Source organism: Butyrivibrio sp. MC2021 (assembly GCF_000621605.1).
Taxonomy (GTDB): domain Bacteria; phylum Bacillota; class Clostridia; order Lachnospirales; family Lachnospiraceae; genus Butyrivibrio.
Map to the genome: position 1 here is coordinate 97,970 of NZ_JHXX01000011.1, position 13,851 is coordinate 111,820.

13 protein-coding genes are annotated in these 13,851 nt (G+C 43.7%); all 13 read right to left on the minus strand.

Annotated elements, in window-relative coordinates; translation table 11 throughout:
* Positions 1–32: 32 nt before the first annotated feature.
* The gene (locus tag T359_RS0114405) at positions 33–938 is read right to left on the minus strand and encodes a nucleotidyltransferase domain-containing protein (RefSeq protein ID WP_026518082.1); all 906 of its coding nucleotides are present in this window, start codon (positions 936–938) and stop codon (positions 33–35) included.
* Complete coding sequence (locus T359_RS0114410; RefSeq protein WP_026518083.1) at positions 931–3,864, minus strand: CotH kinase family protein; 2,934 nt, start codon at positions 3,862–3,864, stop codon at positions 931–933. Before T359_RS0114410 ends, T359_RS0114405 begins: the two co-directional genes overlap by 8 nt.
* Positions 3,857–4,444 carry a VanZ family protein gene (locus T359_RS21765; protein WP_051545461.1) on the minus strand — a complete coding sequence of 196 codons (588 nt, stop codon included), beginning with the start codon at positions 4,442–4,444 and terminating at the stop codon, positions 3,857–3,859. Before T359_RS21765 ends, T359_RS0114410 begins: the two co-directional genes overlap by 8 nt.
* Before the next feature lie 9 nt (positions 4,445–4,453).
* The gene (locus T359_RS21770) at positions 4,454–5,359 is read right to left on the minus strand and encodes a glycosyltransferase family 32 protein (protein ID WP_051545464.1); all 906 of its coding nucleotides are present in this window, start codon (positions 5,357–5,359) and stop codon (positions 4,454–4,456) included.
* The gene (locus T359_RS20550) at positions 5,331–6,275 is read right to left on the minus strand and encodes a capsular polysaccharide synthesis protein (RefSeq protein WP_051545466.1); all 945 of its coding nucleotides are present in this window, start codon (positions 6,273–6,275) and stop codon (positions 5,331–5,333) included. Before T359_RS20550 ends, T359_RS21770 begins: the two co-directional genes overlap by 29 nt.
* Positions 6,259–7,605 (minus strand): hypothetical protein, encoded by a 1,347-nt coding sequence (locus tag T359_RS0114430; protein ID WP_155840135.1) that lies wholly within the window; start codon positions 7,603–7,605, stop codon positions 6,259–6,261. Before T359_RS0114430 ends, T359_RS20550 begins: the two co-directional genes overlap by 17 nt.
* 64 nt (positions 7,606–7,669) lie before the next feature.
* On the minus strand, positions 7,670–8,602 hold the full coding sequence (locus tag T359_RS20555; RefSeq protein WP_081795600.1) for a glycosyltransferase family 2 protein: 933 nt from the start codon (positions 8,600–8,602) through the stop codon (positions 7,670–7,672).
* Entirely contained in the window at positions 8,599–9,597 is a 999-nt protein-coding gene (locus tag T359_RS0114440) for a glycosyltransferase family 2 protein (protein WP_026518085.1), read from the minus strand. Before T359_RS0114440 ends, T359_RS20555 begins: the two co-directional genes overlap by 4 nt.
* Complete coding sequence (locus T359_RS0114445) at positions 9,569–10,984, minus strand: polysaccharide biosynthesis tyrosine autokinase (RefSeq protein WP_026518086.1); 1,416 nt, start codon at positions 10,982–10,984, stop codon at positions 9,569–9,571. Before T359_RS0114445 ends, T359_RS0114440 begins: the two co-directional genes overlap by 29 nt.
* A gap of 16 nt (positions 10,985–11,000) precedes the next feature.
* A complete protein-coding gene (locus tag T359_RS0114450; RefSeq protein ID WP_026518087.1) occupies positions 11,001–11,264 on the minus strand; it encodes a PqqD family peptide modification chaperone in 264 nt (87 codons plus the stop codon).
* Between the two features lie 20 nt (positions 11,265–11,284).
* On the minus strand, positions 11,285–12,688 hold the full coding sequence (locus T359_RS0114455; protein WP_026518088.1) for a sugar transferase: 1,404 nt from the start codon (positions 12,686–12,688) through the stop codon (positions 11,285–11,287).
* Between the two features lie 28 nt (positions 12,689–12,716).
* On the minus strand, positions 12,717–13,193 hold the full coding sequence (gene pssE, locus T359_RS0114460) for a PssE/Cps14G family polysaccharide biosynthesis glycosyltransferase (protein WP_035784626.1): 477 nt from the start codon (positions 13,191–13,193) through the stop codon (positions 12,717–12,719).
* 47 nt (positions 13,194–13,240) lie between these two features.
* On the minus strand, positions 13,241–13,711 hold the full coding sequence (gene pssD / locus T359_RS0114465) for a PssD/Cps14F family polysaccharide biosynthesis glycosyltransferase (RefSeq protein ID WP_026518090.1): 471 nt from the start codon (positions 13,709–13,711) through the stop codon (positions 13,241–13,243).
* Positions 13,712–13,851 lie beyond the last annotated feature (140 nt).

Below are 13,851 nucleotides of genomic sequence, written 5' to 3' on the forward strand. Positions count from 1 at the left end.
TTCTGATCACCGTCGGCTGTCTCCTTGGCAAGCTAGCTCCATACACCATTCTCGTTCTTTCCGTAGATTCCGCTGTCCACCATATATGCAAAAAGACTCTCGAAAAACTCGGGACATTCCTTATTGTCCATCCAGATGTAAGCAAGCTCTGTCATATGCTCTTCAAAATCCCTGATTCCAAGCTTATCAAGCTCGCCCTCAAGATAGGTCTTGTCCATCCTGTCCCCAAGCTTATTTCTGTAAACATAGATATCAAGAAGATTCCTGATACCGCAGCCTGTCTCGAAGAAATGCTTGGACATATGAGAGATCATATATACATAAAAATCCTCAATGCTGAACTCATAGGTGTACTTGCAGCCCTCTTTGAGTTTTGCCTTGAAGTTGTCCTTGAAATATACGTACTGCTTGCGGTCTGCGTTCTCATCAAAGAGACACCAGTGAACCTCCACATGTACATTCTGGGGACTTGAAAAGATCATATGGTGCTTGATAAGACCATGATTGGTATAGCCCATTTTTTCAAGGACCTCTGCTGCCTTATCAAGGCTTTCATCATATACCACCAGATCAATATCGCTCATCTCCCTGATCTCAGGAGAGGGATAAAGCTTCTTGGTAACGGCTCCCTTTAGAACCTGATGTCTTATGCCATTCTCCTCAAAGGCCTTGGTCATCTGATCTGTGGTAAACATCTGAGCAAAGGTTCTGAAGGTACTGACCTTAAGAAGATTTCTTGCTCTTTCTTTATCAGCATCAGACAAGGGCAGCTTAAGAAGGGAGCCGGCAATGGGATACTGCATCTGGCCGGATACCGCTATATCCAAAATCTCCTTCGCGGTTATCCCCTCCGGTATCTCATAAGGTGCCCTCTTCTCAAAGCAGGCTTTGATCAATTCACTTGTATAAGTTCTTATAATCTCATACTTTTTATCCATTGTTGTTATCCACACCCTGTTCTGTTGTGTCTGTTACATTTTCAGCGCCTTCAGCGGCTTCTTCACCCTCCGGTGTTCCTTCGCCTTCAACGCCCTCTTCGCCTTCAACGCCCTCTTCGCCTTCCTCGGACTCTCCGTCCTCTTCTTCCTCGGAAGAGGTCTCAGTGTCGTCAGCGGTCTGTCCCAAAGCTTCCATCTCAGCTATGTATGCCAGGTCTCCACCTTTCTCTGCAAGTTCTTTAGTATAAAAAGTGATATAGTCTGCTCTTCTGGAGAAGAAGCTCTTAATGGTATCTATGCCTGAAGCATATGCTGAATCCTTCATGGAGCCGTAGAATCTGAGATAATTATCTATGGCTGCCTTCTTCATAAGCTCAGCTCCGTTGTCAATTATCGGCTCCCAGTTGTCCTGAGTAAATCTTTCATTTACCATCTTATCCATGGTACTTACAAGCTTGTTGCAGAAAGTCTTGTTCATAAGCATTGACTGGAAGAATCTGTCCATGCGAAGAGATTTCTGTAAATATGTATCTATGGAATAAGTCTGTGTCTTGGCCCTACCCATGGAATTACCGATGGGGTAATTCATAAGCCAGCGCCATCTTCCGTCAGAGTAACCTGTTCCGCCGCCCTCAACAACTCTCCACTGTGTACCTCTGGTAGTTCTGAAGTTGGAGTTGCCGAAGTAAACATTGGCACAAATATACTCGATGTAGTTGTCGATATCCATCTGCTGTTCAACATGAGCATAGTTCTCAGCAAGACTCATGTCATTGGATACTACAAAATTGTACATATCATTGAACTGCTGCTGGTATGCATTATCTTTTCTGATATAAACGGACTCTGTTATTCCGAAATGCTCAGCAAGATAGTTGGCGGTGTAAGGAACCTTAAGAAGGTATACACCCCAATATTCACCGTCGATAAACAGGATCACGGGAGACATATCCAAAGTTCCTACGGATGAGTCCTTCATAAGCTCATTGGCAATGTAATCTTTTACCTTTAACTCATCATCATCAATATAGGGCTGAAGGGTGATATTTCCCTTGGTGTCCACATATTTAAGAATTGAAGATCCCTTAAAGTTCTCAGTGTCAGTCACATTGAACCTAAGACTCTTCTGTCTTGCGTTAATGACAACATCCACATACATCTTTGTGGTCACTTCTTTTTCAAAGGTCTTTCCTTTTTCTGTCTCGTAGAAAGAAAGCTGTCCCTGTCTCTCCCAGCCGTTGAGATAGTTGGCGCTTCCCGCTGAGCTGTTATCACCGGTGATAATGGCATCCTCTTTGGTTCTTCCGGGAACATATATGCCGTTAAAGTATCCAAACATCTCATCAGGGTCTACCGTAAGCGAAAGTACAGGGATATTAGCATATGCAGAGTCCTTGGCAAGGCCGATGTAATACTCCTGTGTAGCTGAACCTGTCACCTTACCTGATGAATTTACAGTGATGGCCTTTACCACCATTCCGGCATCGATGGAAGTGGGATAATAAGATGCCTTATCCAGATATCCAAAGCCCTGGGCAGCATATACATACTTTCTTCCGGATTTGCTTCTTACCTCAATGCTTCCGTTGTACTCTTCAGACTCAGTGGTAGGCTCTGTACCGTCGGTGGTGTAGTAGATCTTTTCACCCTTCTTTGATGAAAGGAAAAGAGAAAATCCGGTGTCATAAAATCCTCCGGGAGTTGAGAAGCCTATTCCGTCATGATAGGTATAACTGTCCTCAGAAAGCTCTGCCTTGTTGGCTTTGCCCTTGGTAGGCTCCATGTAGCCAATGTTGTAATTTTCATTCTGTGTATATCCGTAGCTCATTGAAGCTGTAAGCTGCGGTAAAAGGATTGAATGGATTATCTTACCGTCCTTATCCTTGATCATAACAACGTTCTCTTCAGCTGATCCCGGATTAGCTCCCAAGTCAAATATCAGATATTCTCCTGCACCGATCTGAGTTCCTTCGGCAATTACCGCGGCTTTATTTCCGGCAACGAATATCTGAGCTCCGGAAAGATCAGCGTTATTACTTCCGCCGTTGAACAGCTCGATCCAGTTGTCACCACTTACCTCATTGATGATGACACCATCCATTACATCCACAACAGTGGTTGTAGTAAGGTTCTCCTTCTGGCTGTCGGTGTTCAGTTTGTCAGCAACCTGTTGGTCATAGTTCTTTGTTGAGTAAACAATGTATATAAGAAGCAGGATTGATACAATACTTAAAGCAATGATGACCCAGTCCTTGAAGGTGGATTTCTTCTGGGCCTCAGGATCCATGATAACGGTTTTCTGAACCTTATTGGCATCCTTGATACGGCTGAATCTCTTCCTGTCCTTCTCAGCTTCCTTATCTGCCTTTTTATTTTCCCTGGCAATCCTCTTGGCTTCTCGCTCGGCCCTCTTTCTGGCCTGCTCTGCCACCTTGCGGTATTCCTTATCCGCATGCCTATCCATTTTGGCAGTCTTCCTGGGTGCTTCTTTCTTAGGAGCTTCTTTCTTAGACTCTTCCTTCTTAGGCTCTTCCTTTTTAGGTTCTTCCTGCACTACAGGTGCCTCTTCGATTACGGGCTCCTCCTCGATTACGGGCTCCTCCTCGATTACGGGTTCCTCTGCGACTACGGGCTCCTCCTCGACTACGGGCTCCTCCTCGACTACAGGCTCCTCTTCTACTACAGGTTCTTCCTCTACTACAGGCACTTCCTCTACTACAGGCACTTCCTCTACTACAGGGGCTTCTTCTACTACAGGCACTTCCTCTACTACAGGCACTTCCTCTAATACAGGTGCTTCCTCTACTACAGGGGCTTCCTCGATTACTTCAACCTTCTGCTGCTCAAGCTTCTGTGCTTCTTTCTTCTGCTGAATTGCGGCTCTCTCTGCCTTTGATATGTATCTTCTCTTATCTTTTTTACTCATTCTTCTTATCCTGCTTCTTTAAGGCTGCTATTGCAATAACAACAGTAGCCATAATTGCTCCAATGACTGTCCCCGATACATTAGTCACCAGATCTGTTACTTCAAAAATACCTCTTTTGGTTGCCAACTGAAAAAATTCAATGGTAAAGCTGGTGAGGAATCCCGTCAGAGCAGTCATAAAAAATGCTCTCACATGTCCATCGTTGAATCTTTTCAATCTCAGCAAAAATCCCCAGGGTACAAACAACAGAACATTCAAAATGCTGTAGGCTGCCTGCTTTACCCTGTACCAGCCTCCCCGGATAGATCCGAGATTCAGGTGTATGGATATATTGCCGGTTCTGGACCCGCTCTCTCTTCTGAAAATGGTGATCATCAGAAGAACACCCGCATAGCAGATGGTGCAGAAGGTCAGTATCAGCTGTCCTTTGGACACTTCCTTGCCCTTCTTCAGCATCAAAGCCTTGACGATGACTATGACAAGCAGTGCCACCAACACCAGTAGTATCAGGTCTCTGACATAGATCCCCCTCAGCTGCTCGGATATTAAGTTTTTCACCATCTCGTAATAGTCGTTCACTGGCAATAATTAAAGCTCCGGGAGCTTTTCCCCTCTTTGTTGTGCTAGTAGGCATCTGTAAAAAGGAATGCCCTGATTGAGTTTTTTGTATCTCTTTTTTCTTACCATGATCTGGACCTTGTCAAAGATCCACTGATTCTTGGAAAGAGCGGTTTTTATCCTGCCCTTTAAGGTCTTGGATTTATCAACCTTTATCTGCCACTCCCCTGCGCAAAGATGAACCGCATAGTGGTTACCCAGGAGTTTGCCAATCTCAAAATACTCCTTGGGATATATAACAAAATCTCCGAGATCCTGGAACTTGTTTCCAAGCCTGAACTCAGGATAATGTTTCAAAATATAGTAGGTGTAATAATAGTTACTGGTAGCATAGCCCTGAACGATCAGTTCTCCGTTCTCTCCTTCAGTAAATACCTTACCGGCCTTAGATCTGTCTCTGGGAACAATAACGGATCTGTCATACATATCCATAAGTTCCCTGATAAAAGGATTTCCCTTCTCGCTTCCGATGATGGCTGTACCTACAGAACAATCAAAAATGAAATTCAAAAATGTCTTATGCTTAAGAAGCGGATCGAAGCTTCTGTTGACCTTAACATCCGTATCAAGATAGATGCCGCCGTACTCATAAACAGCCTTAAGTCTGTAGTAATCACCGATAAAGCCCAGCTGTCTGTCCGCATAGGTCTTTCTTACAAAATCATTTTCATCAAAGCTGCAGTTGGACTCATCCCAGCGCATTACTGTGTAGCCCTTGAGCTTTTCCCAGGAATCGATGCATTTCTGAAGATTCTCCGGAAGAGGCTTTCCTCCGAACCAGCAGTAATGGATAATCTTTGGAATACGGTTTCCTTCCTCAGGCTTTATGTTCTCAATCTGTTTTGGATCAGTTGTTTGGTTTATTAACGATGACATTATAGAAATTCCCCTCTTTGTTCAGCCATTTTTGGTTGAATCTGGTACTAAGTTTATGGATTCCGCTAGAAGTCTTCATAAGCTCCCACTTTTGCTCGTCATATTTCTCGTAAATGCAGTGGGCAAGAACATGGGCCTGGGCCTGACTGATTATAGGCATTCGGCGGTATTCCTGCTGATAATAATCATTTACTATGCTCTCCATGATCTGATACAGGAAGTAGTTATGGGCATAGTCGTAATCCTTCCAATATGCATATAAAAGCTCCTGCAAAAGACAGAGCATATTGTTGTTGGTAGTGCTGTGAATAAACCAGTTGTTGAGCTCCATTACCTCCGGATTAAATCCGAAGAAGAAAAAGCTGAACATGAAAAACGGCGTCTTATCTATCACCGGAAAGATATCGGCATCCGTCATGAATACGGTGGAATCGATCCAGTAGCCGCCATATTTTATCAAAAGTGCATTCCTGACAAGGTCTGAAAAATGTGCATTTCCAATCTTTCCCTCAGCGCGTTTTCTCTTGATATGCTCGGGAAGATCAATGTAGGAATAAATGTTGTTTTCATCAAGTAAAACAAACTTCTTGTCAGGCAGGTTTCTTCTCTGGCTCTCGTAGCACCTCTTAACTATCTCAGGGGCATTGTCCAGGCCCTGAAGCCACATAAACCAGACGGTGTCACTGTTAAATGCCTTTTCCTGCTGCTCCCAGGGGCGGCTCTGTGTGCACTTATTCAGATACTTCTTCTTGTATCTTCTGTAGAAGATCATCCTGTGCTTCTGGCCCACCATGGTGCTGTACAAAAAGTGTGTCTTACCGTCGTTGTATCTGATACGCAGCATAAGCTTGTCATAAACGGTTCCAAGAAGCATGCCTTCTTTTATTCTGTTTTTCAGCTTATTTGTATCTGGCAAAATAGGACTTCTCCTTCTTTATATACTTGCTGTGGTCCTCAGAAACCGCAGGAACAAAGGGTGTCTTTTCCTCGCATATATACAGTGCGATCAATACATAAAGATATTTAAAGGTCTGAAGTGAATCTACAACCTTAATGTTAAGGCAGTACATAATGCCGCCGATAAGCGCCAATCTTGTAATTCCGGATCTGGTCCTGAAAAAGTCTCTCACCATGGAAATTCCCATACCTGCCAGGAAGAAAATATAGGCAAACATGCCGGGATATGCATAGCGCACAAATTCAGCAATGTAAAAGTTGTCAATGGACTTAACAACTCTTCCGTTTACAAGAGATCTGAAGGCTCTTTTTCTGCCAAGGCCCAGTAATGGGTTAACCCAGTCAACATGGTATATCTCTTTCAGAAGATCTCGATAGGCCTTACTCTGTCTGAGCTGTAGAAGATCAGCTCCATAGGCTACGGAATAGGTTGTATTAAATAAAGAGTCTATCAGACTGGTGATCTGAAGCATTACATAGTTGCCAAAGGCTGTCTTGAATCCCACAACAAGTGCCATTCCAAAGGCAACAAGGCCTGTCAGAAGATAGATAACATTGGCCTTAAGATATTTTCTGTCTGACAGAATAAACATCAGAGCTATCTCTGCAAAGGAAACTCCCAGTGTGGATCTTGATCCTGTCTGGAAAACATTAACCATCATAAGGATCAGAAGTATGGGTCTTCTGAATACGTTGTATTCCTTGGTTTCCAAGTCATAACCGCAGAAGGGAAGCATGGTCACCAGCATAAGTCCGTATCCCAGGGAATGGCTGGCGCAGCTCATTATTCTGTAGTGTCCGCCTCTTACAAATCGTCCTGTATAAATTCCATCAATGGTCTCCAGATAGGAAAAAGGTGATGTACCCATCACTATTTCCACAAAGCCCAGAAATATCAGTACATAGATGCAGGCCATGATAAGTCTGATCATGCCATCCACTCCGAAAGTATCCTTGATGAGATAGATCAGAAGATACAACTCAAGGAACTCAACGAAGGGATTAAGAAATGCGTTAACATCCGCTCTCAGGACCATGGTGTACACCAGAACCACTATATACGGAATCAACAACAGCCCCACTTTTTCCTTCAGGATAACATCCATAAAATCATGGCTTCTCTTGTAATCAGTTATGATAAGAAGAAGCAATGCAATAATGGTGATTCTTACTGCTGTCAGGTCAAAAACCGGATTGGGAACTCCAAAATACTGCGGAAGCACGTAAAGTGCCACAACATAGGCCACCGCAAACTTCCTGAAGGCATTCAATTCTTTGGTATTTCTCAAATATTTACTTTTTTCTCTCGGAATTAAAGCCGTCGCACTGTTCATAAAACTCTTTCCACGGCGCTCAAGGTCTAAGCGCCATCATAAGCTCCACCGGAATGGAGCGTTTTTTGTGATAACAATCTGTGTATGCAAAAAGCCTGAAGAAATTCAGAAGCTTTCTGTTCTCTATAAGGTCAATTCTCATCTGAGTGGCTTTGATATGCCTTTTCAAAAGAGAAATCTTTTCCTGGTCATTGCCATTTTCAAGAACATATTTCCAGGTTCTCTCATGGCTCTTTTTAAGTTCTTTGAGATACTTTAATCTCTTCTGGTTCTCATGCTCCTTGTGAAGGGTGACATTGGTTGAATGGAGCCTTCTCTTCATGGTTACCCTGTGATAGAAATAAAGGCTTCCTCTGCACAAAGCCAGCTTCCAGACGAATTCGTCGTGGGCCCAGCCCTTGTACCAGTATCTGTCCACCGCCTTCAAGAAGCTCCTTCTCATGGCCATGGTACAGCCCTGACAACCGATGAAAATATTGGGTGAGTTAAATTCAAGTTTCTCCAGAGAATCGTCATTTCTGAAGGTAGCCAGTTCCCACTTCTGGGGCTCAGGCGCATCCTCGGAGCACTTGAAGGGCTCAAACTCAGAGCCGATAAGCTCTGCCTCAGGATGGTTTTCAAGGACGGCTATCATCCTCTCTACTCTGTCTTTAACCCAGATATCATCCTGGTCGCAGAAAAGAACGTAGTCCCCTGTGGTCTTTCGCATAGCATTTACAAAGTTCGATGCATAGCCCAGATTGCTCTCGTTTACGGAAAAGAAAAATCTGTCCTCAAGCTTCTTTTCCCTGATAAACTCAGCAATAAGATCCGCTGTGCCATCCCCTGACCTGTCATCGCAGATGATTACCTCATCCACAGGCCTTGTCTGGTCCAGGATCGACTGGAGCTGCTCTTCTATGTACTTTTCTCCGTTGTAGGTAGCTATCGCCACAGAAATTTTCAAACTCATCCCACCATTACCTTTGCCAGTACTTTGCCGTAAACAGGACAGATCTTTCTGTTTATGGTCTTGATATACATACCGATCTTGCCGGTGAAGTATTTGTTCTTCTTGTAATACGGAAAATGCTTTATCACGAAGGAGAAGGTCTTGTCATAGAGCTCTCCTCGCATAACGTTCGAATCAACTCTGCCTATTCTGCTGATGTTGCTGCAAAAAGCAGTCTTAACACAAAAATACTCGAGCTCATCCTTATACTGTCCGAATAACCCATTTCTCTGGAAGAACTCGATTATATCGTCGAAGACATTGAATATGTCTCCCACCCTTCTGCCAAGGTTGCCTGTCATGGTGGAATTAGCTCTCACACAGTAGTAAACCAGTTTTTCATCCACATACGCATGCTTTTTGATAAACGGAAGGGTCTTGATGTAAAAGGCCGTATCCTCGTAGATCATGCCCTCGGGGAAGGTTATGTTGTTATTTATAAGAATTTCTCTCCTGTAAAGCTTGTTCCAGGGAGAAACCTGAGGATTAAGGAAAAGCTCCTTTACGTCCTCATGGGCACATATGGTACCTCTTGTTCCTATTTCCTTGTAAAGAGGAAGACCGTCTGCCCCGGTTCCATTCTGCTCCAACATGCTGTGATAATGGCATTCGCAAAGGTCTGCATTTTCCTGCTTCGCCTTGTCATAGAGCTTTTTAAAAAGAGTAGGATCAACGTAGTCGTCCGAGTCGGCAAAACCGATGTATTCACCGGTGGCCTTCTGAATTCCCAGATTTCTTGCGGTGGCCTGTCCGCCGTTGGTCTTGTTGTAGACCTTCACGATATCCGGGAACTTCTCCTGATACTCTGCAAGTATCTCGGGAGAAGAATCCGTGGAACCGTCGTTAACCACCACAAGCTCTAAGTTCTTTTTATCGATTGTCTGTGAAAGCAGTGCATCCATGCACCTTCTTAAATACTTCTCCGTGTTATACACGGGTATTACTACGCTTACCATACTTTCCACCGTTGATATATTCCTTGTGATTGTAGTCCTCAGACTTAACCGAAATGCCGTTATAGATAAATCCGCTGATGTTGGCATCCACAGCCTCAAGTCTTCTGATGATGAGCTCCTCACGCTCAAATCTTGTAACAGACTCTCTGATAACCACAACAAAAGCTGTAGCTACATTAACAACCTCAACACCATCGGCTACAACACCGATTGAAGGAGTATCGATGATGATATAGTCATAATCTTCCTTCTTCTCTGCTATCAATTCCTTCCATCTCTCACTGATAAGAAGGTCAGTGGGGTTTGGAGGAAATGCTCCGGTTGTAACAAGGTCAAGGTTCTCTGCTATATTCTTGTGAATGTTCAGCTCTGTTTTGATGCCGGCAAGATACTCACTAAGTCCGTCTGTGCCTTCGAAACCGAACTCCTCTGCGATATTTCCGTTACGAAGATCGGCGTCCACAAGAAGTGTTCTCTTACCCATAAGAGCAAAGCTTCTTGCAACGTTGATGGCATTGGTGGTCTTTCCCTCGTCGTAGTCGGCGCCGGTGATAGCAAATACAGGACACTTCTCACCTTTTCCCAGGAAAAGAAGGTTGGCTCTGATATCGTTATAGGCCTCTCTCAGAATGAAGGGGCTCTCCTCTGTAAGGATAACGTCAGGCTCGCCGTTTTCTTTTTTATCTCTGATCTGAGGAACCATTCCAAGGATCGGAATGTTGAACATGTCCTCAACCTCATAAATTCTTCTGTAGGTTGTATTCATAAGTCCCTTGTAGATAAAGAACAGGGCTGCTAATCCGCCGCCGCCCACACATCCGATAGCGATCATAAGAAGAACGCTGGTGGACTGGTATGGTGCTGTGGGAAGTACAGCCTCATCCAGGATCTCGATACCACCTGACTTAACTATGCTGATGATCTTCTCGGGAGCAAGGGCTCCGATGGTGTTGGCGATGGTCATTGCCGCATAAGGATTGGGATCCTTAACTGTTACCTTGAATACAGCGGTTCCGGAAACAGCGTTGGTTGTAATGCTGCTTCTGAGTCTTGTCACAGTGTAGTACATAGGATCCAACTGAGCTTCTTCAATTACAGACTCCAAAAAGCCTGCACTTTTTATGATCTGTGAATAACTGTTCAGCAAGCTGCTGGCCTGTGAAATCTCTCCGGTTGAAAGATTGATTCCGTTGTCATTGATATAGTCCGGGTTGGAATATACATAAAGTGAAATCTGGGCTGCATATACATCATTCCTGGTCACGAAGGCAAATCCTCCTGCCAGAGCACCGAAGATCAATCCGATCAGGATCATGTATTTCAGCTTGGTTTTAATGATCCAAATAAGTTTTTCTAAATGAAAGTTATTAATGATAGTCTTTAACACGTCTGTCCACCTTTAATCAGATAAAATCCAATTCCTTTAGTTTTCCTAAAAATTCTTCTACAGAAGCCTCGCACTCCTGCCTTGAGACATCATACTCAGAGAGAAGCTTGTCCACGATCTCGCCAAAGGTGATCTCCTCCTGGATAAGATCCCAGATATCATTGCCGCTTCCCTTGATCATAAAGTACTTTCCGGACTCAAAGTCGATCATAACCTTTTCCCCGGATAGATCTGTAACATTAAGATTCTTTTTAAGTTTAATCTTCTCACTTACGTTCACTGTGTCTTCCTCCACACCACTTAATATGCGCCCTTTCTTCTGAGCAAAACTCCCACGGTCTTAAACAGGATCTCTATGTCGGACCAGATAGTCCAATTGTCGATGTACTTAAGATCCAGCTCGACCACCTCGTCGAAACTCTTGATGTCATTTCTGCCGCTTATCTGCCATAGTCCGGTGATTCCCGGTTTTATGCTGATTCGTCTCCACTGGCTTCTCTTGTATCCGGAAACCTCTTTGGTTGTAGGGGGCCTTGTCCCCACAAGGCTCATCTCTCCACGTATGACATTAAACAGCTGTGGCAGCTCATCAATACTGGTTCTTCTGATGAACTTGCCGACCCTTGTAACCCTCGGGTCATCCTTTATCTTAAACATGAAGCCGTCCATCTCATTCTGATCTTCGAGTTCATGTCTGCGATCTTCTGCATCCACACACATACTTCGGAATTTATAAATATCAAATATTCTGCCGTTCTGTCCCACTCTCTTTTGCTTGAAAAACGCAGGTCCCGGAGAATCCAGCTTAATGGCTATACAGGTTATTAGCATAAGGGGCGACAGGACGATGGCAACCACCACGCTGACAACAAGATCCAATGCCCTTTTCAGCACCTGTTCATAGCTGTTAAGAGCTATGGTGTGATAGGTTATCACCGGATAGGTCCCCACGGAACTTACAAAGCTGTCTGACCTGTTCATTCTTCTGGAGTAGGCCACATCCATAACAACCTTGACCGTAACACCCATCTCAAGGCAAAGATCGATCTGATCCCTGATACGATCGATGGAATCATCGCTGTGAAGAATATAGAAGACCTGATCGATCTCATACTTTCTGATGATATCCTCAAGGTTGTCCAAGGTTCCCAGGACATTGAATATCCTGTTCTTTGGCATATCTCCCTCGATGATGTATCCGATCTCTTCCACCTTCACGCTGGTCTTATTCAAAAAGTAGTTGAATTTTTCGTACTCATCAAAGTTTCCCACGAACGCAACTCTCGGTGCTCTGTAGGTGGTCAGTGTCATCTGCAGGAATCTGCTGACAACCATGTTCACACAAATGGCCACATAAGACAGCACCAAAAACAGCAAGTGGAACTCCCTTATACTCTGATTGGGATTGTAGACATACATGATTGATGTGGTCACAGCCGCAGCCAATAACCACGATTTAGATAAGATACGCCAGAACCTGTCCATGTAAAAAAACAACGTGACATTGTAAATTCTGGCTTCCTTATTGGATAAAATATATACGACTCCGAAAATGACAATCAGTGCGAAGCATTTCGGAAAAGTCTCTTTTAATATAATGCCGTCAAAAATTACACGCTCTATCAAAAAGATGATGAACAGAACAAAGGCATCTATCACCATCTGTATTATGTTTGTATTTGCTCCTCTGTTACTCCTGTTCATCCCAATAAAACCCTACCCATAAATCAGTTCAATCGAAAATATCGATGAACTTCATTATCGTCTCCTCAATATTTCCCCCCTTAAGTTCATACGGCTTAAAGTCATAGCTTCTTGCTTTTTCGATATAGTCCCCAAGTTCCGAAACGTCCTGACAGCAAAGGACAAGCCCCTTAGATGAGAATGCATCCGCAATCTGACACTGATGGTCATCCACATGTTCCCCATATTTGTTGGCTCTCGGAACCACTACCACCGGTTTCCCCTTACTTAATCCGCTGATGATAGTTCCAACGCCTGCATGTGTGACCAGCACGCTGCACTCGGAAATTTTCTGATTGTACGCATTAACATCAATAAAATCCTTGTGTTCGCAGTTTTTTGGCTGATATGTTGAGCTTCCGGTCTGAATGAAAAAGTCCTCGCCAAAGTCCGGCGCAATTTCGTCAACAGCTTTAACCAGCCTGTTCATCTGAAATTTTTGCGTACCCAATGTGACGAAAATCAAAAAAATTCCTCCCATCTATACCGCAACATCCTGTCACGGCTAGTTTTCTAAAAAATCCCACCGCCCAGCATGGATTTAGGATACTGTGTAAGCATATCCTCCCACTGAACCATGAAAAGATCTGACATATTGTAGACAAGTTTGCCTGTCATAGATGGCTCGTTGACCCTTGCAAAGGACTCAACATACACCACTTTGATTCCCAAAAGCTTTCCTACAACACAGAAAGGATAAGCAATCAGAGCGCCTGTCGTGATAATAAAATCGGGTTTTTCTTTAAGAAGAATATTAAGCGTTCTAAAGAACAGCCAAATGAATTTGGGCGGGAAAGTGATCTGTCTGCGGTTCATCTGAGGCAGATAATACCTCTTATCAGCGCAGAAGTTCTTGATCTCAAAATCACTCTTTTCAGTGACGAGAAATGAATCGTATTTACCTTCTATCCCCTTGAGCCTTGAGATTTCCTCCAGATGTCCCCCTGAAGATGCTACAAATGCAACTTTTTTATTCTTCCCCATATTATATTTCCCCTTTTTCCCCAACAAATTAGTAAATCACTAACATAAATAATTTACTATCCTGCTAATCATAAAATCTATCATATTTGTTAGATTTTTTGAAGAGCCCCCAAAAAGTTTTTAAATTCAAACAATTTTCC